Raw genomic sequence first — 19,649 nt, 5'->3', positions numbered from 1 at the left:
CCCGGCCGCGTTCCTGAGCGAGGGCGGCGGCCGGCGCGGACACGTCACTGCGTGCCGTCGCCGACGATGATCGTTTCGGTCATCGTGGGATGGATGCGGCAGAACAAGGTATAGGTTCCGGGTGTATCGAACTCAAACGAGGCGGTGTCGCCCGACTGTAACGGCCCGAAGTCGAAGAGCGAGCCGGCATCGTCGTCGCCTGGCGCTCCCGACGTGACGGTGTGGACCGAGTCACCGGTGTTGGTCCAGGTGACCGTGGCGCCGGCGTTGACCGTGAGCACGCCGGGTGTGAAGGCGAAATCGACGATGCTGACGCCGCCGTTGCCCGAGTCGTCGGCGCGGGCGTGGCGCGCGGGGGCGCTCCAGGCCAGCGCCAGCGTCAGCGCGGCCAGGGCCAGCAATGCGACCGGCCGGTAATGGTGGAACAACCGGGACATGAAACGCTCCTGTGGCGGGCGCGCGGCCCGGACCTGCTTGCGCCGTGCAGGCCGCGCGCCCGTTCGTCATTGGCCGGGGTGAGGCACGCCTCACTCAGTTGAAGTTCTCGACCCGCACCGGACAGTTGACGATCGTGTTGGACTGCATGATCGGGAAGCCGGAAGCAACGACGTCCGCCGCCGAGCGCAAGGTGTTCGCCACGTAGCCCGCGGGCACGGTGACGAAGTTCACCCGCCAGAAGGCGCTGTACCCCTGGTCGGTCGGGACCGAGTCGATGATGTTGTTCTGGCCCGCCACCGCCTGGGGGTTGCCCTGGGCGTCAAAGCCGTTGACCAACGCATAGATCGGCAGGCTCGCATCCGGATTGAGGCCAAAGTCCGGGTAGAAGACCGGTTGGCCGTCGTACCAGCCCTGGGTGAGCTGCTTGCCGTCCTCCAGCGTCGTGTCCTGCGGCACGAGCGGGCAGTTCACGAACATGTTCGCGGGCGCGACGCCGAAGCCGGCCGCGGTGATCTCGTCAAGCGACTTTGCCGTGTCGGCGGCGTAGGATGCGGGCACACTCACGAAATTGATCTGCCACAGGTCGCTGTAGCCCGGCTGACCCTGCAGCAGGTCGACGATGTTGTGCTGGCCCTTCACCGCGTTCGGTGTGCCGTCGGCGTTCATGCCGGTGATGAAGAGGTAGATCGGCGCGGCGGCGAGCACATTGCCGCCTGCGAGCTTGGTGTTGGTGCCGAAGTCGTAGTACTTCACGGCGTTGCCGCGGTACCAGCCGGGAACAAGGCTCTTCGCCGCTGCGGCCTGCGCCGGGCTTGCGCTGCTTGCCGTCTTGCCTGTTGGCGCGACGGCGGTGGCCCTGGAAGCACCACGGAATGCCTGCGCGGCGGAAACGGGCGCGGCGGTAAGCAGCGCGCCGCCGGCGGCCGCGATAAGGCCAAGACCGAGCGCGGAGCGCCGGGTGAGGCGGCGGCCTTCCGGCGCGGTCGCGAAGGGCGGCGGTTGGTTGAGGTGTCGGGGTGTCTTCATGGTCCTCTCTTGGTCGCGAACCAGCGACCGGCAAGGGCCGCCGGCTCGCGGAAGCTGATGGCGAGGCGCGCCCTGTCACGCGGGCTCGAAGCCGGCCCGCTGCACGGCGCGCCCCGCGGCTGCAGAAGCGGAACGTCGCGACGGTTCCTGTTGAGCTACGCTGGGAGGTAAGTTGCGGATGCAACTACATGTGAAGTGCGTCACGCGCCGGGAGAGCTCGCGCGTTCAAGATCCGCGCGAGGAGAGAGCCCGCGCAGCCGCCGCACAGTGAGATACAGCAGCGGCCGCGCGCTGCAGCGTGCCGACCGAGGGTTCGACCCCTACGGCCTCGTGAGCAGCTCCCAGCTATGCCGGTTGGCGTCGCGGAAGTAGACGCCGCGACCGCCGCGCCGCGTATTGATCTGGCCGTTGTCCTGCGCCGACGGCTCGGCGCCGTAGGCGACGCCCTTGACCTTCAGCCGGCCGAAGATGGCGTCGAAGTCCTCTTCGCTAACGTGGAAGGCGTAGTGGTGGGGCTCAAAACGCTCGGCGTTGTCGAAGTCGAGCGTGAGCGTGTCGTTGACTTGCACAGGCGCGAAGTGGCCGGCGGCGCCCTTGTACTCCAGTCCGAAGATCTCGGCGAACCAGTTGGCCGAGGCGACCTTGTCGTGCGCCGGCACGATCGTGTGGTTGAGCGTGATGTTCATGACCTGCCTCCGCCGCACTCATCCTGCGAAACGGCAACGCGTCCGCAGAACCGCTGCTTTCACCACCATACGCGGGCTGTCAATCCGCTGGAGCCTCCGGCAGATGGGACAGTATGACCGATCGAAGGGGTGGCACAATCCGGAACGCGCGCGGGCGCCGTTCCGCCCGCGGTTGGCGCGAGGGGAACCGAGGCCAGCGGTTAGGAGCTTAGCCTCGCGTCGGCGACCGGAACGCCACCATCGGCTGCGGTGTCGCTTGCGCAATGGGCTTTGCCGGGGAGACGGGCTACCAGCCAGGCGGCGAGCGGATGACGCCGCTAATAGCCACGCAGGATCGCCTGTACCTCGGCGGTAGTGAGAAAGCGTTGCACCGGCGTGAAGTGCCTGCGGCCGATCCTGATCGCCAGGGCGGGGTTCGCCAGCAGATTGCGATACCGCCCGACCCGCCCGCCCCAGCCAGCAGCCACGATGTACTCATCGGTCCGTCTCTTGTGGCACACGAACTCCAAGACGGTCTGGTGTGCACGCCCTGTGCGCCGGCCGCGATGCGTTAGCAACAGAAAGCGGTGGCCGAGCAGCCAGCCCAACTGGAGGCGATAGTGGGTGCTGGGCAGCCGCAACGCCCAGCGCAGCGCTCGTGGCGGTCGCGAGGTAAGCCAGCCTGCATGTGGTGCGGCCGCCATTGCACGGCTTCCGGGCGATCGCGCCTCGCGGGGTGTATCGATCGTCCCACCGCGAACGCCGCCGGTCAAAAGCGCGGCGCCCTGGCAGCTCCAACGTGATAGCCAACCCCCTCTCCAGAACACTGGAGAGGGGGCAGGGGGAGAGGCCACGCCGGCCGCGCGCCTGCGTCAGTGGAAGAAGCGGCCGTTGCGCTCGTGGCCAATGAGCGAAAACTCGTTGGTCGAGGCGCCGGTGGCCATGAAGCTAAAGCTTGGCTGGCCGCCGGATGCCGCCTCGGAGCAGGAGAGCGAGACGACGGCCGACGTGTTGAGCAGGAACTGCCCGTCGAAGCCGGCGGCCGCGTTGCTGACGTGAACCGCCTCCCCACGTCCGCTCCAGACTATATCGAACGAGACTTTCGCGGGAATGTCGTCCGGTCCGAACGGGCCGACGCCGGTGATGTTGCCCTGGCGGACGAGCGCATTGACGATGTTGAAGTAGTCCGAGACCGCGAAGTTGCTGAGCTGCATCTCGGCGGTGCCGGCGCCGAGTTGCACAGCAACGGCGCTGTCGGTAATCGGCACCGTCCAGAACAAGCCATTGGCGCTGATGCCCGGATTGAAGTCGTGGGTCTGCACGGACCCTTTGAAGATGTCGATTCAGAGGAAGGCGAACGTGCCCTGGCGGTGTCTGCCGTCGGCGCCGATGAACTCCCCGGTCATGAAGCGGTTGTCGATGTCATAGGTGAGCGTCGCGTCGGGCGCGCCGCCGCCGGTGATCCCCACGCCGTGGCCGCTCACGTGCGAGATTCCCACAAAGCCGTTGAAGTCGGTGATTGTCGAAGGCTCAGGAAACGGCGTGGTCTCGGTATCTGGTGGCGGGAAAACGTGGAACACGACGTTGGGCGCGAAGGCGAGCGGCTTGATGCCGCCGAGAATGGGGTTGGGCGTGCCCGTGCCGGGTGGGTCGGCGTGCGCGACGCGCGGCCAGATCAGCTCTGCTCCCAGAGCCTGGCCGGTGGCGCCGGCCGTCATGCCCAGGAACTGCCGCCGCGAGAGCCCGTGCCGGTGTACGTGCGGCTGGTGTGTCAGGAGCGTAAGCCTCGGGTCAGCGAACGACATACCGACCTCCTACTAAACACCGTCCTGTCGAGACATGAATCCAGATGTTGCTGGAGCGGATGACTCCCTTCTACTTCAGTCCGCAACGATGGATAGTGGATGCGTCATTATGATCGCTCCGCACTCGTCTTGCAACCGTTTAGCTTCTGCGGCCGTGATCTTGCCAACGATCGGCAGGGTGGAATCTACCGCGGCGTCGCCAACACGTCGCGCACGCTCCCGCGCGGCGTGGCTGGAAGCACGGAATCCCCATCGGCCCCGATCTACCCGGCCCCCGATCGCTCGGCCTGTTGGGGGGTGAGACCGAGGCCGGCTACTGCCGGCGCCGGCTCGCGGCATCGCGCCAGAGCAGCGCCATGTCCTGGCCCATGGCGCGGAAGAGCCCGTGTCCCGCCGAGGCGAGCACGGCCACCCCGCCGGTCACGATCGCGGCGTCCACGCTTTCACGGCCCTGCCTGGCCCAGTACACGTCCTGCAGGTTCAGCCAGAGAGCGAACTCGTCCATCGTCAACGCCGCGCTTGTGCCAAACAGGATCGCCAGCGGCCGCCGCACCGCCTGTCGTTGCGGCCGGAAGCCGATGGCGACGTGCCCGCCGAAGAGCAGTCCGACGATGCCGAAGACCAGGTGGTGCAGATGTACGCCGCCGCCGGCCGAGAAGTTGCGCAGAAAGCGCTGGAAGCGATGGGCGTGGATGCTGTGCGTGATGAAGCGTACGATCACGAATGCCGTGAGAAAGCTCGCGGCGATCAGGAAGCGTTCCTCGCGGCCGCGGCGTACGATGTGCGCTTCGTAGAGATGGGCGAGCCATTGCGGTGTGCCCGGCCGCGCCGCGGCGGGCGCCGCCGGATCCAGCGATGCTTCGAGCTCGACCGGCTCTTTTTGCTCAATCATCAGAGACCCCCTCTGCCGGAGTCGCGGCGCCTTTGCCATCGCCGCGCCCGCGCGCCAATCATGCCGCGCTCGCCGCGCCTGCCGCTAGCCCGCGCAGGCGCCTGCCCGCAACCAATCGGAGGAAGCGGAAATCCGGGAGCGGAGCGCTCACGCGGTGAGGCCGCCGGACGAAGAACCCCCTCTCCAGCCGTGCTGGAGAGGGGGCAGAGGGTGAGGCCAGCCTCGTCTACGCCACGTGGGCCGGCTCGGCTTCGCGCGGAGCCGTCCGGGCGGGTGAGAAGGTGTACTCGCCCGCCTCGTTCGCGTCCACGTCGACTTCGCTGCCGGGCGCGATCTCGCTGCTCAGCACGCGCTTCGCCAGCGGGTTCTCGATCCGCCGCTGCACCACGCGCCGCAGCGGCCTCGCGCCGAAGTTCGGGTCGTAGCCCTCCTTCACCAGTGCCTTGCGCGCCGCCTCGCTCAGGTGCACGGTGATGCCGCGCTCCGTCAGCCGGCCGAGCAGGTCGTCCACCAGCAGCGTCACGATCTGCTCCAGCTCGGGCTCCGTCAGCGGCTCGAAGACGATGATCTCGTCGATCCGGTTGAGGAACTCGGGCCGGAACGTCTCGCGCAGCGCCCGCTGCGCCGCCGACTCCAGCCGCTGGCGCTCTGAGTGCGATTGGGTGCGGCCGGTGAGGAAGCCCAGGCTCTGGCGCTGCATCTCGGCCGTGCCCAGGTTGCTGGTCATGATGATCACGGTGTTGCGGAAGTCCACGGTGCGCCCGTGGCCGTCCGTCAGCCGGCCGTCGTCCAGCACCTGCAGCAGCGTGTTGAACACGTCGGGGTGCGCCTTCTCGATCTCGTCGAAGAGGATCACCCGGTACGGCCGCCGGCGCACGGCCTCGGTCAGGCCGCCGCCCTCGTCGTAGCCGACGTAGCCGGGAGGCGCCCCGATCAGGCGGGAGACGGTGTGCCGCTCCTGGAACTCCGACATATCGACACGGATCAGCGCGTCCACGTCGTCGAAGAGGAATTCGGCCAGCGCCTTCGCCAGCTCCGTCTTGCCGACGCCGGTGGGTCCGAGGAAGATGAAGCTGCCGATCGGCCGGCGCGGGTCCTTCAGCCCGGCGCGGGCACGGCGGATCGCGTCGCTCAGCACGCCGATCGCGGCGTCCTGGCCAATCACGCGGTCGTGCAGCCGCTCCTCCATCTGCAGCAGCTTGTCCGCTTCGCCTTCGAGCATACGGCTGACCGGAATGCCGGTGATGCTGCCGACCAGCGCGGCGATGTCGGCCTCGTCCACCACGTCTTTGCGCGGCCGCTCCGCCTCCCAGCGCTCCTTGGCGGCGCGGTAGTCTACCTGCAGCTTGAGCAGGTCGCTCTTGATCCGGGCCGCGGCCTCGTAGTCCTCGCGCTGCGCGGCCGACTCGGTTTCGCGGTTCAGCTCGTTGAGCTGCTGCTGCATCTGCTGCAGCTCCGGCGAGAGGCTTTCCGCGTCGATCACGTGCTTGCTGGCCGCCTCGTCGATCAGGTCGATCGCCTTATCGGGAAGGAAGCGCTCGGTGATGTAGCGGTCGGAGAGCTGCGCCGCCGCCTCAAGGGCCGCATCGCTGATCTGCACCTTGTGGTGCTCTTCGTAGCGCGGGCGCAGACCCTTGAGGATCTCGATCGTCTCCTCGACGCTCGGCTCGTCTACGTAGACCGGGGCGAAGCGGCGCTCTAACGCCGGGTCGCGCTCGATGTACTGGCGGTACTCGTCCAGCGTCGTGGCGCCGATCGCACGCAGCTCGCCGCGGGCCAGCGCCGGCTTCATCATGTTGCTGGCGTCGATCGAGCCCTCGGCCGCGCCGGCGCCGACGACGGTGTGCAGCTCGTCGATGAACAGCACCACTTCGCCCTCGGCCTGCCGTACCTCGTTCATCACGGCCTGCAGCCGCTCCTCGAACTCACCGCGGAAGCGCGAGCCGGCGACCAGCGCGCCCATGTCCAGCGCCAGCAGGCGCCGGTCGCGCAGGTTTTCGGGCACGTCGCCGACGACGATCTTCTGCGCCAGCCCCTCGACGATCGCCGTCTTGCCGACGCCGGCCTCGCCGATGATCACCGGGTTGTTCTTGGTGCGCCGGTTGAGGATCTGCATCACGCGGCGGATCTCGGTGTCGCGGCCGATCACCGGGTCGAGCTTGCCGTCGCGGGCGAGCTGCGTCAGGTCGGTGCTGTACTTGTTCAGCGCCTGGTAGCTGTTCTCTGCGCGCGGGCTGTCGACGCGGCGCTTGCCGCGAATCTCCTGCAACGCATGGTAGATGCGCTCCTTATCGACGTTGAAGGCTTTGAGCACGCGGCTGGACTCGCCCTCGCGCTCGTCGGCGATCGCGATCAGCAGGTGCTCGACGCCGATGTATTCGTCCTTCAGCCGGTTGGCCTCGGCATCGGCAGTTTCGAGCATGCGCACGAGGCGCGGCGTCACGTAGGGCTGCACCACGGGATACGCGGATTTCGGTGACTGGTTGAGGTGCGTCTCCAGCCGCTCGCGCAGCACGGGCAGCGGCACGTTCAGTCGTTCGAGGATCGCCTGCGCCAGTCCGCCCTCACGCTGCACGAGGGCGAGCAACACGTGCTCGACGTCCCACTGGGTGTGGCGTTGCTGGCGCATCATCTCCTGCGAGGCGCCCAGAACCTCCTGGGCCTGCTCGGTAAATCGGTCTTGTCTCATCATGGGGAATCGGTTCCTCGCTGGCAGTCCGGCCACTGCCGGCTGCGACTGGGATACTATGGGAGCGTGGGCAGCGCGCCCGCCGGGTTAGCCTGCGGTCTACGCCCGGCCCGCTCGTGCCGCGGGGAGCTGCGCCTGCCAGTGATTGGCACGGCACTGCTCCACTTCGGCGCGGAGCGCTTCGAGCTCGCGCTCGGCATCCAGCAGGTGCTGGTTCATGCGCATGATCACTTCCACGCCGGCCAGGTTGACGCCGAGGTCGCTGATCAGACGCTGAATCTGCCGCAGGCGGCTGATGTCGGAAGGCGAGTAGAGGCGGATGTTGCCGCGCGAGCGCGACGGTTCGATCAGCCCGACCCGCTCGTAATAGCGCAGGGTTTGCTGATGCATGCCGACCATGCGGGCGGCGATGCTGATCACATAACAGGGATCGTCTTCCCGGATTGCATCCTCGTTCACCGGGATTCCTCCTTCCTTCACACCGTCTCGGCGCCTGCCTTGCGCCGCGTGCGTGAAGGCGCTGGGGCGTGCCTTTTGGCCGGCCTCGGTCATGTGTGGCTCGGCCGGATGAATGTGTGGCTACGCGGTGCGCGCCGCGGCGGGCTGACGCAGCTCGCGTAACTCTTCGAAGAGCTGCCGCTCACGGGCGCTCAGCTCGCTCGGCAGCACCACGCGCACCTTGACGTACAGATCGCCGTGCCCGCTCTGGCCGAGCTTCGGCATGCCCTTGCCGGAGAGGCGGATGCTCTTGCCGTTCTGTGTGCCGGCGGGGATCTTTAGCGCCACGCGACCCGTCATGGTGGCCACGGTCACCTCCCCGCCCAACAGCGCGTCGTAAAGCGGCACGGGCGTCTCCTCGATCAGGTCGTCGCCGTTGCGCTCGAAGCGCTCGTTGGGCAGCACCGTGATCTTCAGGTAGAGGTCGCCCTTGGGCGCGCCGCCCGTGCCCGGCTGGCCCTCGCCCGCGATGCGCACGCGCGAGCCGGTCTTGACGCCGGCCGGAATCTTGACTTCGATGCGGCGCGGCTTGCTGACGCTGCCGGCACCCTCGCAGACGGCGCAGATCGCGTTGCCGGCGAGGCCGGTGCCGTTGCAGCCGACACACGGTTCGGTGATCTGAATCGAGAGCGTGCGCACGGTGCCGGTGTAGGCTTCCTCCAGCGACACGTCCATCGCGTGCTCGAGGTGCTCGCCCTTGCGCGCCGCGGGCTTGCGGCTGCCGCCGCGGAAGATGTTGCCGAAGATGTCGCCCAGCCCGCCTTCGTTGTCAAGGTCGGGCATCTTGAAGCCGCCGCCGCGCGAGGCGGTGCGGAAGAAATCGCCGGCGCTCTGCGCCTTGCGCTGCTGCTCCTCGATCTGGTCGGCGTACTCCCACTTGTCGCCGTACTTGTCGTACTTGCGGCGCTTCTCGGCGTCGAGCAGTACCTCCTGCGCCGCGTTGATCTCTTTGAACTTCGCCTCGGCGGTCTTGTCGCCGGGGTTCACGTCCGGGTGGTATTTACGCGCGAGCTTGCGGTAGGCCTGGCGCACCTCCTTCTCGGAGGCGTCACGCTTCACGCCCAGCACGTCGTAGTAGTTCTTGCCTGCCATCCCTGCGACTTCCTGACGCGGCGGCAGCTTTGCGGGCCGCCGGCCGCCTCGGCATGAGCCGAATTGAGTATCGCCACAAGCGACAACCTGATAATACCACACTCAGCCCTATTGACAATACCGTACGCCGGATGCAGGCTGGAGAGGCAAACCGGCGGTACGCGCGGCCGCCGGCAGCGCGGGCCAGGGCGGCTAGCGGTCTCCTGGTTTCCCTGCCGCCAGCCCGTTGCAGAAGCAAGATCAACCGAGGCCAGACCGGCAACGGGCCGCCTCGTCCTTTGAGGCGCCGCGCGCGCGACGGCTTCCAGCAGCCGGCCGGCCAACGAGGGAACAAGGTCATGACGATGCAGAGATGGGATCCGTACGGCGACATGCAGTCGCTGCGCATGGCGATGGACCGGCTCTTCGAAGACGCCTGGGTGCGCCCAGGCTGGGTCGGCGGCCGCGAGCACAGCAGCGGCATGCCGATGCCGATCGACATCACCGAGCACGACGAAAACCTGATCGTGAAGGCGTCGATGCCCGGCGTGAAGCCGGAAGACATCAACATCACCGTGCAGGGCAATCAACTTGTGATCCAGGGCGAGATGCACAGCGAGGAAGAGCACGGCCAGGGTCAGAAGGGCACCGTGCATCACCAGGAGCACCGCTACGGCCGCTACGTGCGCAGCATGACGCTGCCCTCGCGCGTAGACGCCGAGAAGGCCGAGGCGTCGTTCGAGAACGGCATGTTGAAGCTGACGCTGCCCAAGGAGGAGGCGTCCCGCACCCGCCAGATTCCGGTGAAGGGCGGCAAAGGCCAGCCGATCGAGGTAGCCTCGAAGCCGGCGATCGAGGGCGGCGGCCACCCACGGCCCGGCGGCGGTCAGACGCCGACGAGCGGCAACGGCTCGCGGACCGAGCAGCCCCGGACGACGGGCAATCGGACCTAGGCAGCCGCCGAGCGATTCTGCCTGCCCTCTCGCCGCAGCGCGGCGAGAGGGCATCTGGCTGCACGCGCCGCGGGAGCCCGTTCAGCGGTAGCGCAACAAGACCCGCGCCGGCGCTCCGTCTGCCCCTGCCAGCTTCAGCGGCAGGCAGAACAGCTCGCATGGCCCTGCCGGCGCGGCGCTCAGGTCGAGACCTTCGAGGATGATGACGCCGGCGCCGAGCAGCAGGCGATGCACGGGCAGCGGGCGGGCCTGCGCGATCGAGAGCCGGTCGATGCCGACGAGACGGACGCCGCGCTCGATCAGCCGCGAGGCATCCTGCCCGCTCAGCCCGGCATCGGGCAACATGCCGCCCTCCCACGCCCCACCGTCGTAGGTGCGCAACAGCAGTCGCTTGCAGCCGCGCGGCAACTCGTTCAGCACGTCGGCAGAGAATTCCGCACGGTCCCCAGCCTGTTCGGCAAGGTCGAGGACGAAGGCCGTCCCGCACAGCAGATCAAGCGACAGCGCGTCTACGCCCGCGCCGCCGGCAAAGCAGTGGGCCGGCGCATCGACGTGGGTGCCGGTGTGCGTGCCCAGCGCGAGCGCGGTGACGGCAAAGTCGGCGCCTCCGCCCAGCTCGGTCCATGGCCGCAGCTCCACCGGCGGGTCGCCCGCATAGACGGCCATGCCGGGCGCGATCGGCCGCGTCACGTCAAGCCAGCGCATGTTCGCTTCCAATCGTGCGCCAGTCCTGCAGTCGCCGCTTCGGACAGCCTGCCGGCCACCCGGTGCCCGCCGTCCAGCAGGCGTGGAGCGGGCTGCCGCAGCCGGAGCATACCGCCGGCGGCCGTCAACGACCAATCGTCCCTTATGTTTGATCGCCGCTTCGGCGTATGATGGAGCAACTTCGCCGCCCGAGGCGCGGCGGACCGCGATGGTGATGCGTGGGGACGGTGGGGGTGCAATGGTTCAGGACACGGCGCGGGACCGCGATGCGGCCAACCTGAACGAGCGGGTGCGTGAGCACAGCCGCTTCCTGACCGAGGTGCGGGCGGAGGTCGGCAAGGTGATCGTCGGGCAGGAGGCGCTGATCAGCCGCCTGCTGATCGGCCTGCTCACCAGCAACCACATTTTGATCGAGGGCGTGCCCGGCCTGGCGAAGACGCTGGCCGTGAAGACGCTCTCCGACGCGTTGCAGCTCAGCTTCGTGCGTGTGCAGTTCACGCCGGACATGCTGCCGGCCGACCTGACCGGTACGACGATCTACAACCAGCACACGGCCGAGTTCACCGTGCGCCAGGGGCCCGTCTTCGCCAATATCGTGCTGGCCGACGAGATCAATCGCTCGCCGGCCAAGGTGCAGTCGGCGCTGCTGGAATCGATGCAGGAGCGGCAGGTGAGCATCGGCGGCGAGACGTTTCCGCTGCCCGAGCCGTTTATGGTGCTGGCGACGCAGAACCCGATCGAACAGGAAGGCACCTACCCGCTGCCCGAGGCGCAACTTGACCGCTTCATGCTGAAGGCCGTGATCACCTACCCCAGCCGGCTGGAGGAGCGCGTGATCCTCGACCGTGGCATCAGTGGACACGTAGCCGACGTGCGCCGCATTGTCTCGCCCGAGGCGATCCTCACCGCGCGCGAAACCGTGCGCGACGTGTACATCGACGATCGGCTGAAGGATTACCTGATCCAGATCGTGTCGGCCACGCGCCGGCCCAAGGCGTTCCGCATGGAGTCGCTGGCGCCGTTCATCGCCTTCGGCGCCTCGCCGCGCGCCACGATCTTCCTGGCGCAGGCGGCGCAGGCGCACAGCTTCGTGGATGGCCGCAGCTACGTGACGCCCGACGATATCAAGGCGATCGCGCCCGATGTGCTGCGGCACCGCATGGTCATCACCTACGAGGCCGAGGCCGAGGAGATTACCACGGACGAGATCATCGCCCGCGTGCTCGCCGGCGTCGAGGTTCCGTAGTACGCATGGCGCACGGCGGCATGGCGTGCCGGGGCCGTCCTGCACCCGGCGCCCGCCGCCGGCTGTCCGTTCCGGGGTGGAGTGGTGGCGGACGAACCAACAACCGGCGCGAGCGGCGCCCTGCGGCCCGAGCTGCTGAAAAAAGTGCGGCGGATCGAGATCCGCTCGCGCCGGCTGGTCAACAGCCTGTTTTTGGGCGAGTACCATGCCGTCTTCCGCGGCCGCGGCATCGAGTTCTCCGAAGTGCGCGAGTACGTGCCCGGCGATGAGGTGCGCAGCATCGACTGGAACGTGACGGCGCGGCTCAACGCACCCTTCGTCAAGAAGTTCGTCGAAGAGCGCGAGCTGACGGTGTTGCTGCTGGTCGACGTCAGCGCCTCCGGCGCCTTCGGCACCGTGCCGCAGACCAAGCGCGAGGTCGCGGCCGAGATCGCCGCCCTGCTGGCGCTCTCGGCGATCAACAACCAGGACCGCGTCGGTCTGGTCGCGTTCAGCGATCGGGTGGAAAAATACGTGGCGCCGGCCAAGGGCCAGCGCCACGTCCTGCGGCTGGTGCGCGAGCTGCTGACGCTGGAGCCGGCGGGCCGCGGCACACGCCTCGCCACGGTGCTCGATTACGCCAGCACGATGCTAAGCCGGCGGGCCGTCGTCTTCGTGATCTCCGACTTTGTCGATGTCGGTGACTATCAGACAGCCTTGCGGGTGCTTGCCCGTCGCCACGACCTGGTGGCGATCGCGCTGACCGATCCACGCGAGCTGGAGCTGCCCGACGTCGGCATCGTCGAGCTTGAGGACGCGGAAAGCGGGCAGACCGTAGTCGTGGATACCTCAGATGCGAAGGTACGGGCGGCCTACCGCGATCAGGCCGACCAGGCGCGGCGCGAGCGCGCCCGTCTCTTCCGCCAGAACGGTGTCGATGCGATCGAGATCGGCACCGGCAGTTCCTACATCGAGCCGCTGATGGCGTTCTTCCGTGCCCGCTCTGGCGCGCCGCGAAGGCGGGCCGCGGGATGAGCAAAGCGTCGGCCGCACTGGCGGTCATGCTGGCGCTGCTTGCCGCGTGCGTGAGCGGGCGCTCGCTGCGAGCCCAGGATCTTACGCCCGTGGTCACCGTCACGCTCGATCGCAGCCGGGTTACCGTGGGCGATCCGATCGGGCTCACGGTCGTGGTGCGCCATGCGCCGGATGTGCAGATCCGCACCACCTCGATCGACGACCAGCTCGGTGATCTGGAGCCGCTTAGCTCTGAGCCGCCCCAGGATCGCGCGGTGAACGGGGCGCAGGAGCTGCGCCTACAGTACCGCGTCGCCGCCTATCACACGGGCGTGGTGAACCTGCCGCAGCTCACCTTCACGTATACATTGCCCGACGGCAGCAGCGGCCAGGTGCAGTCGAAGGGCCCGCAGCCGATCACGGTACAGAGCGTGCTGCCGGCCGGCGCCACGCCGACCGAGATCCAGGGCCTGAAGCCGCAGGTGTCCCTGCCCATTCCGGCGTCGCAACAGTTGATCTGGCTGGCCGGCATCGCCGGCATCGCTGCCGCGTTGGCGCTGGTTGCGGCCGGCGGCGTTTGGCTCTGGCGCCGGCACGGCCGCGTCGCACCGTTGCCGGCGCCGTCACAGGCCGCGCTGGCCCGCAGGGAACTGGACCGCATCATGGCGCTCGGTCTCGTGCCGAAGGGTGAGCTGGCCGATCACTACCGGCTGATCGCCGTCTGCATCCGCCGTTACCTGACCGAGCGTTTCGGCTTTCCCGCCGTGGCGCTCACCAGCGGTGAGTTGAGCGGGCGCATGGAAACGTTCGGAGTCGAGCGCTGGCCGGCGCGGCTGATCTCCGGCCTGCTGAGCGAGTGCGACGCCGTGGCCTACGCCCGCTACGTTCCCGCGCCGCCGCGCATCGAGGCAGACACCGCGATGGCATATGAGATCATCGACGCAACCGAAGGGCTGACGGCCGCGCGGCAGCCCGCCGAGGCCGTGTAAGCGCGCGGGAGGAACGGCGCGGTGTTCGATTCGGCGTACCGCCTCGACAGCCCGTGGATGCTGGGGCTGCTTGCACTGGTGGCGGCCGCGTGGTTGATCTCGCGTCGCTCCCGGCGGCGCGGCGGCGCCCTGATCATTTCCAGCGTCAGCAGCCTGCGCCCGGTGCGGCCCTCGTGGCGCATCCGCTACCGCTGGACGCTCACGTTGCTGCGCATTGTCGCCGCCGTCCTGCTGGTGCTGGCGCTCGCCCGGCCCCAGGTCGGCCGCGCCAGCGCCAAGATTCCCACGCGCGGCATCGACATCGTGATCGCCCTCGATCTGTCGGGCTCGATGCTCGACCCCGGATTGAGTTCCGGCAGCAAGCTCGATGGCGCGAAGCAGGCGATCAAGCAGTTCGTCGCACAGCGCAAGAACGACCGCGTGGGCCTCGTCGTCTTCGAGAGCGAGAGCCGTGTCGTCAGCCCGCTCACGAATGACTACCACGCGCTGGAGCAGCAGATCGACCAGGTGAAGAACGGCCTCTTGCCGGACGGCACGGCGATCGGCCTGGGCGTGGCCGACGCGATCAATCTGCTGCGCGGCTCGACGTCGAAGAGCAAGGTGATCATCCTGGCCACCGACGGCGAGAACAACCAGCATCGGCTGGAGCCCGAACAGGCGGTCGACTTTGCCAGGTCGCTCAACATGAAGCTGTACACGATCGGCATGCTGGCGCAGAACGAGACGCCGGCCACCACGCAGGTCGATGAGCGAGCGATGCAGCAGTGGGCCAAGTCGACGGGCGGCTTCTACGGGCGCGCGCAGACCGAGAGTCAACTCCAGCACATCTTTCAAACGATCAGCAGGCTGGAGACCTCACAACTCGAGCGGAACCATTACACCAGCTACGACGAACTCTTCGGCGTCTTCCTCCTGCCGGCGCTGGGTCTGCTAGTGCTGGAGGCAGGACTGGGCGCCACGCTGTTTCGTCGGGTTCCATAAGGACGCGGAGAGCCATGCTGTATCTCGGATTCGGGGCGCCGCAGCTCCTGCCGCTGGTTCTGCTCGGGGCGGCGGCCGCGGCGCTGTACCTCTGGGTCGCGCGGCGGCAGCGGCGCGCCGAGCAGCAGTACCGCGGCAGCGGCCCGGCCGTGCTGCGCGCCGCCTCAGTGAGTCCGCGCCGCCGGCAGCTCAAGGCCGCGCTGCTGGTCGCGGCCGTCGCGCTGCTCGCATTGGCGCTGGCACGGCCGCAGGTCGGCACGCAGCGGACGCTGTTTGAGCGGCAGGGCACCGACGTGCTGATCGCGCTCGATGTTTCGTTGAGCATGAGCGCGACCGACGTGCAGCCCTCCCGCCTCGATCGCGCCAAAGGCGCGATCTCCGCCCTGATCGACCATCTGCAGGGCGATCGGGTCGGGGTCGTTACCTTCGCCGGCGACGCCGCCCTGCGCTCGCCGCTGACCCAGGACACCGAGGCCGCGGACGCCGTCGTGCAAAGCGTCACCTTCAAAGACGGCGGCTTGCAGGCGGGCACCAGTATCGGCGCCGCCTTGCGGCAGGCAAGCGACGGCTTCACCGACGATCGAACCCGGAGCAAGTCCGTCGTGCTCGTCAGCGACGGCGAAGACCTGGGCGACGACGCGGCCCAGGCGGCGCAGTTCGTGCAGAGCGAGGGCATCGCGCTCGACACGATCGGCGTGGGCCTGCCGCAGCCCGCGCAGGTGCTGGCGCCGAATCCGCGTACCGGGCAGCTCGAGCCGCGCAAGGATCCCGACACAGGCGGCGACCTGATGACGACGGCGGACCCGGAGGCGTTGCGGCAGCTCGCGGCGCAGAATCGTGGGCACTTCTATAATGGCAACACCGACGATTTTGCCGTGCAGATCGCGGATGAGATCGGCCGTCTCGAGAAGACGAAGTTCGCCAGTGGGGAGGGAGATGTGCCGATCGAGCGCTTCCAGCTCGTCGCGGCGCTTGGGCTCGGCCTGCTGCTGCTCGAGCTGCTGATCCCGGCCGCGCGCGGCCGCCGGCGGGCCCTGGCACTGCCCCTGCCCTGGCCACGCAGGCGCGCCGCGCCGGCGCCGCGGGCGCCCCTCGACGGCGCCGTGGGAGGCGACTGATGGCTGCGCGACGCATCGCTTCCACCCGGCCGCGCCCTTCCCGGCGACTCATGCTGCTCATCGCCGCGCCGTTGGCGCTGCTGAGCATGGCCTGCGCCAGGCCCTCGGCGCAGAAATTGAACGACGACGGGAATCAGGCGTACGCCCGCGGCGACTATCAGCCGGCGCTCGACGACTACCGCAAGGCACAGGTGGCGCGTCCGGACCTGCCGGCGCTCACCTACAACGCCAGCAACGCGCTCTTCCAGCAGGGCGATTTCACGCGCGCGATCGGCGAAGCCCAACGTTCCGCCAACGCCGCCGACCCGGCCATCGCCGCCAGGTCCTACTACAGCGCCGGCGAGAGCTACTTCCGGCAGGGCAAGCTGCACGACGCGCTGGATGCGTTCAAGCACGCCCTGCGCCTCGATCCGGGCGACCACGACGCCAAGTACAACGTCGAGGTGATCCAGGCCCAACTCGATAAGGAGGCGGCGAATCTCGCGCAGATCCAGCAGCAAGCGCAGCAGAACCAACAGAACCAGCAGAATCAGCAGAATCAGCAGGGCAATCAGAACGGCCAGCCGCAGGCCGGCCAGGGTCAGCCGCCAAGTCAGAGCGGACAGCCGTCGCAGGGCCAGCCCCAAGCGGGACAGGGCCAGCCCCAGCCGGGACAGGGCCAACCCGGCGCAGCTCAGCCCGGCCAGGGGCAGCCGAGCGGCCCCGGGCAGCCCAGCCAGTCCGGCCAGCCGGCGCAGGGGCAGCCGGGGGCGAACGGCCAGCCAGGCAGTCCGACCGGCCAGCCGGCGAGCGGCAACGGTCAGCCCGGCGCCGCCGGCACGGCCGGCGCCGCGCGGCAGCAGCAGGCGCGGGCCTTGCAAGGCGAGCTGCAGGCGGCGATTGCGCAGTACAACATCGCGCCCAGCATCGACCAGGCGCTGCAAATTCTCGACATTCTCGCGCAACAGGAGCAGCTTACCCAGGCGCAACAGGCCGGCCGCACACCGCCCGGCGTCACCGACAAGTAAGGCGCAGCCGGTGAATCGCCCAATTGCCGAACCCGAATTGCGTGCCTACACGGACGCCGTCACCTGGCTCGAAAGCTTCATCCGGCCGATTACGGGCACGGCGCCGCAGAAGACGCCTGAGCTATGGCGGGAAGAAGGGCCGCTCCGACTCGCCCGCATGGAGCGCCTGCTCACCGTCCTCGGCCGGCCCGATCGCCGCTTCGCCGCCCTGCACGTCACGGGTACGTCGGGCAAGGGCTCGGTCTGCACCTACCTCGGCGCCGTGCTGCACGCCGCCGGCCTGCGTACCGGCGTGCACGCCACGCCCTACCTGCAGGCGACGGTCGAGAAGTTGCAAATCGACGGCCGCTACGTGACACCCTCCGACTTCGCCACGCTGGTTGCATCCTTCCGCGAGCTGTTGCGGGCCGATCCAGCCGCCCTGTCCGATCTTCCCTATCCCGCGCTGTCCGTTGGGCTGACCTATCTCTACTTCGCGCGCCGGCGGGTCGACGCGGCGGTGATCGAGGTGAGCACGGGCGGCCGCTTCGACTGGACGAACACCCTGCAGCCGATCGTCTCGGTGGTCACGACGGTCGGCCCCGATCATCTGACGGCGCTCGGTCCCACGCTGGCGGACGTCGCCTATCACAAGGCCGGCATCATCAAGAACGGCACGCCCGCGGTCACCGGCGTTTCCGGCCCCGAGCTGGCGGTGGTGGAAGTTGAGGCGCGGCTGCGCGGCAGTCCGCTGCTGCGGCTTGGCCACGAGTTCGGCTACGAGGTCCGCCGCTGCACGGAGCAAGGCGTGCTGTTCGACTTCCGCGAGAATCGCCCCGGCGGGCGCCGTCTCGACGGCCTGGAGTCGGGGATGATCGGCCGATATCAGGCGTTCAATGCCGCGCTCAGCGTGGCGGCGCTCCTTGCGGCGGAGGAGACGCGCGAGCGCGTCTCTGACGAGGCGTTGCGAGCGGGTTTGTGTTCGGCGCGGTTGCCCGGCCGCATGGAGCTGATTCAGCGCCATCCCGACGTGCTGCTGGATGGCGCCCACAACCCGCAGAAGGCCGCGGCCCTTGCCGCCTCGCTCGCCGAGATATTCCCCGATCGACGCCTTGTGCTGGTGATCGGCGCGTTGACAACCAAGGACGCGACCGGCATCATCGCACCGTTTGTCGGCCAAGCCCGCCAGATCGTCGTCAGCGTCCCGCACGTGCTGGGCAAGACCGGCGCAGACCCGGAGCGCATCGCGGCGCTGGCGCGAGGGCTCGGCGTGCCGGCGCGCAGCGAGCCGGACCCGGGAGCCGCCGTGCGCATGGCACTCGCGGAGGCACGTCCCGACGATCTGATCTGCGTCACGGGTTCGCTGTACCTGGTGGGCGAGGTGAGACGCCTCTGGGTGCCCGACGAGGCGATTCTCGCCAGCGGCAGCAGCAACCCGCCCGCGGCGTCGCTGAGCGTCGCGCCGTAACCCAGGCCAGCGCGCGGCGGACCGGCGCAGCCACCTCGCTGCGCCGGTCCGCCGTGATCGAGCACGCCGCTCAGCCGCCGGCGTTATTGCGGCATTGGCTGCGCGCCGCCGAACGGCGAGGGACGGCCGGTGCTTTCGGTCGCCACGCCGACATGGCGGTGCTCGGCCTCAAAGGTCCAGCCCAGGGCGATGACGCTGCTGACCACGCCACCCCATAGCCAGGTATCGGCAGCGCTGTTCCCGGCGAGGCCGGCGATGAAGCCGATCACGCCCAGGCCGAAGCCGAGCAGGCCGCACAGCAACGCCAGCGTGGCCAGGCTGTTGCTGGCGCCGGCCGCGGCGCTGCGCACACGCTGCAGCTCATCCGTCATCGCCGTCAGCGAGAGGACCGCGCAGATGATGCCGCTGATCAGCCAGACGTTGCCGGTTGAGTTGTCGGCGAGCCTGGCGATAAAGCCGACCGTGCCAAGACCGAGGGCGCCGAGCATCAACAAGGTGCCGATGAGTGCGTCAAAGCGGCCCACCGGCTCGCTCGTACGCAGTTCATCGAGCAGCACAGCCCCGGAGATGACGCCGAAGATCAGCGCGGCCAGATACCAGGCACTGGACGCCGAGTTTGAGGCGATGCCAGAGATCCAGCCGACGAAGCCGAAGCAGATCGCGGCGATGGCGAACAGGCTGCCCAAAGCCAGATCGACGGTTGATGTAAGACGACGCATGATGACCAGACTCCAATTGCAAGAAACGTAACCAGTACGCGGGGCCGCATGCTCAGCCGCCTGCAGGGCCCGCTGGCGGCGCGTGCTCCCGATGACCGCCCTCCTTCATCGCTGCTTTCGACCTCCCTGGCTAACCGCGCGGGTCGGTTCCGTCCGCGTACGTTGCATTGGCTCTGCACCAATTATATCCCGCTTGACACAACAAAACGAGGGCAGAGGAGTACGCCGGCCGGCGGAAATGCTACTTCCGCCGGCCGGCGTACTCCTCTGCCCTCGGTCGCTGGCTATTTGATGCGCAGCACCCGTTTGAACAGCCGGTTGCGCAGCCGTGCCCAACTGCTCGCTAGGCGCGACTGCTCCTCCGGCGAGAGCTCCTTGTGGCCGTAGCGCATGCGGGCGAAGCTCTC

Annotated in this window: 20 protein-coding genes; 8 read left to right on the top strand and 12 right to left on the bottom strand. The window is 68.5% G+C overall.

What is annotated here, in order from left to right; translation table 11 throughout:
* Positions 1-44: 44 nt before the first annotated feature.
* The 10 genes from VKV26_22105 to VKV26_22060 all read right to left on the bottom strand — a co-directional run bounded on the left by VKV26_22105 (position 45) and on the right by VKV26_22060 (position 9,105).
* Positions 45-437, bottom strand: coding sequence for a cupredoxin domain-containing protein (locus VKV26_22105; protein ID HLZ72610.1), 393 nt, complete (start codon positions 435-437; stop codon positions 45-47).
* Positions 438-531: 94 nt separating this feature from the next.
* Positions 532-1,464, bottom strand: coding sequence for a hypothetical protein (locus VKV26_22100; GenBank protein ID HLZ72609.1), 933 nt, complete (start codon positions 1,462-1,464; stop codon positions 532-534).
* Positions 1,465-1,784: 320 nt separating this feature from the next.
* On the bottom strand, positions 1,785-2,150 hold the full coding sequence (locus VKV26_22095) for a VOC family protein (protein HLZ72608.1): 366 nt from the start codon (positions 2,148-2,150) through the stop codon (positions 1,785-1,787).
* A gap of 317 nt (positions 2,151-2,467) precedes the next feature.
* Positions 2,468-2,833 carry a nitroreductase family deazaflavin-dependent oxidoreductase gene (locus tag VKV26_22090; GenBank protein HLZ72607.1) on the bottom strand — a complete coding sequence of 122 codons (366 nt, stop codon included), beginning with the start codon at positions 2,831-2,833 and terminating at the stop codon, positions 2,468-2,470.
* 168 nt (positions 2,834-3,001) lie between these two features.
* Complete coding sequence (locus VKV26_22085) at positions 3,002-3,451, bottom strand: hypothetical protein (GenBank protein HLZ72606.1); 450 nt, start codon at positions 3,449-3,451, stop codon at positions 3,002-3,004.
* Positions 3,452-3,472: 21 nt separating this feature from the next.
* Positions 3,473-3,934: a twin-arginine translocation signal domain-containing protein gene (locus VKV26_22080; GenBank protein ID HLZ72605.1), complete on the bottom strand. Its 462-nt coding sequence runs from the start codon at positions 3,932-3,934 to the stop codon at positions 3,473-3,475.
* A gap of 313 nt (positions 3,935-4,247) precedes the next feature.
* Positions 4,248-4,826 carry a hypothetical protein gene (locus VKV26_22075; GenBank protein ID HLZ72604.1) on the bottom strand — a complete coding sequence of 193 codons (579 nt, stop codon included), beginning with the start codon at positions 4,824-4,826 and terminating at the stop codon, positions 4,248-4,250.
* Positions 4,827-5,052: 226 nt separating this feature from the next.
* The gene (locus VKV26_22070; protein HLZ72603.1) at positions 5,053-7,515 is read right to left on the bottom strand and encodes an AAA family ATPase; all 2,463 of its coding nucleotides are present in this window, start codon (positions 7,513-7,515) and stop codon (positions 5,053-5,055) included.
* Between the two features lie 99 nt (positions 7,516-7,614).
* Entirely contained in the window at positions 7,615-7,974 is a 360-nt protein-coding gene (locus VKV26_22065; protein ID HLZ72602.1) for a helix-turn-helix transcriptional regulator, read from the bottom strand.
* 120 nt (positions 7,975-8,094) lie between these two features.
* Positions 8,095-9,105 carry a J domain-containing protein gene (locus VKV26_22060; GenBank protein HLZ72601.1) on the bottom strand — a complete coding sequence of 337 codons (1,011 nt, stop codon included), beginning with the start codon at positions 9,103-9,105 and terminating at the stop codon, positions 8,095-8,097.
* A 338-nt stretch (positions 9,106-9,443) separates the two neighbouring features.
* Here VKV26_22060 and VKV26_22055 point away from each other — a divergent pair, with 338 nt between their 5' ends.
* Complete coding sequence (locus VKV26_22055) at positions 9,444-10,037, top strand: Hsp20/alpha crystallin family protein (GenBank protein HLZ72600.1); 594 nt, start codon at positions 9,444-9,446, stop codon at positions 10,035-10,037.
* An 81-nt stretch (positions 10,038-10,118) separates the two neighbouring features.
* Here VKV26_22055 and VKV26_22050 read toward each other — a convergent pair whose 3' ends face one another.
* Entirely contained in the window at positions 10,119-10,742 is a 624-nt protein-coding gene (locus tag VKV26_22050) for a cyclase family protein (GenBank protein HLZ72599.1), read from the bottom strand.
* A 238-nt stretch (positions 10,743-10,980) separates the two neighbouring features.
* On the opposite strand from VKV26_22050, the gene VKV26_22045 reads away from it, so the two are divergent.
* The 7 genes from VKV26_22045 (at position 10,981) to VKV26_22015 (ending at position 18,523) form a co-directional block, all read left to right on the top strand.
* On the top strand, positions 10,981-11,988 hold the full coding sequence (locus VKV26_22045; protein ID HLZ72598.1) for a MoxR family ATPase: 1,008 nt from the start codon (positions 10,981-10,983) through the stop codon (positions 11,986-11,988).
* A gap of 84 nt (positions 11,989-12,072) precedes the next feature.
* Entirely contained in the window at positions 12,073-13,002 is a 930-nt protein-coding gene (locus VKV26_22040; protein HLZ72597.1) for a DUF58 domain-containing protein, read from the top strand.
* Positions 12,999-13,970 (top strand): hypothetical protein, encoded by a 972-nt coding sequence (locus VKV26_22035; protein HLZ72596.1) that lies wholly within the window; start codon positions 12,999-13,001, stop codon positions 13,968-13,970. Before VKV26_22040 ends, VKV26_22035 begins: the two co-directional genes overlap by 4 nt.
* Before the next feature lie 21 nt (positions 13,971-13,991).
* On the top strand, positions 13,992-14,951 hold the full coding sequence (locus VKV26_22030; protein HLZ72595.1) for a VWA domain-containing protein: 960 nt from the start codon (positions 13,992-13,994) through the stop codon (positions 14,949-14,951).
* 14 nt (positions 14,952-14,965) lie between these two features.
* The gene (locus VKV26_22025) at positions 14,966-16,069 is read left to right on the top strand and encodes a VWA domain-containing protein (protein ID HLZ72594.1); all 1,104 of its coding nucleotides are present in this window, start codon (positions 14,966-14,968) and stop codon (positions 16,067-16,069) included.
* A complete protein-coding gene (locus VKV26_22020; protein ID HLZ72593.1) occupies positions 16,069-17,076 on the top strand; it encodes a tetratricopeptide repeat protein in 1,008 nt (335 codons plus the stop codon). The genes VKV26_22025 and VKV26_22020 overlap by 1 nt, the downstream gene beginning before the upstream one ends.
* Before the next feature lie 10 nt (positions 17,077-17,086).
* The gene (locus VKV26_22015) at positions 17,087-18,523 is read left to right on the top strand and encodes a Mur ligase family protein (GenBank protein HLZ72592.1); all 1,437 of its coding nucleotides are present in this window, start codon (positions 17,087-17,089) and stop codon (positions 18,521-18,523) included.
* Positions 18,524-18,606: 83 nt separating this feature from the next.
* On the opposite strand, the gene VKV26_22010 is transcribed toward VKV26_22015, so the two are convergent.
* Complete coding sequence (locus VKV26_22010) at positions 18,607-19,242, bottom strand: hypothetical protein (protein HLZ72591.1); 636 nt, start codon at positions 19,240-19,242, stop codon at positions 18,607-18,609.
* Positions 19,243-19,649: the final 407 nt, after the last annotated feature.

The sequence above is a fragment of the Dehalococcoidia bacterium genome, assembly GCA_035310145.1.
Lineage (GTDB): Bacteria > Chloroflexota > Dehalococcoidia > CAUJGQ01 > CAUJGQ01 > CALFMN01.
This window is presented reverse-complemented; position numbering and strand designations above follow the sequence as displayed.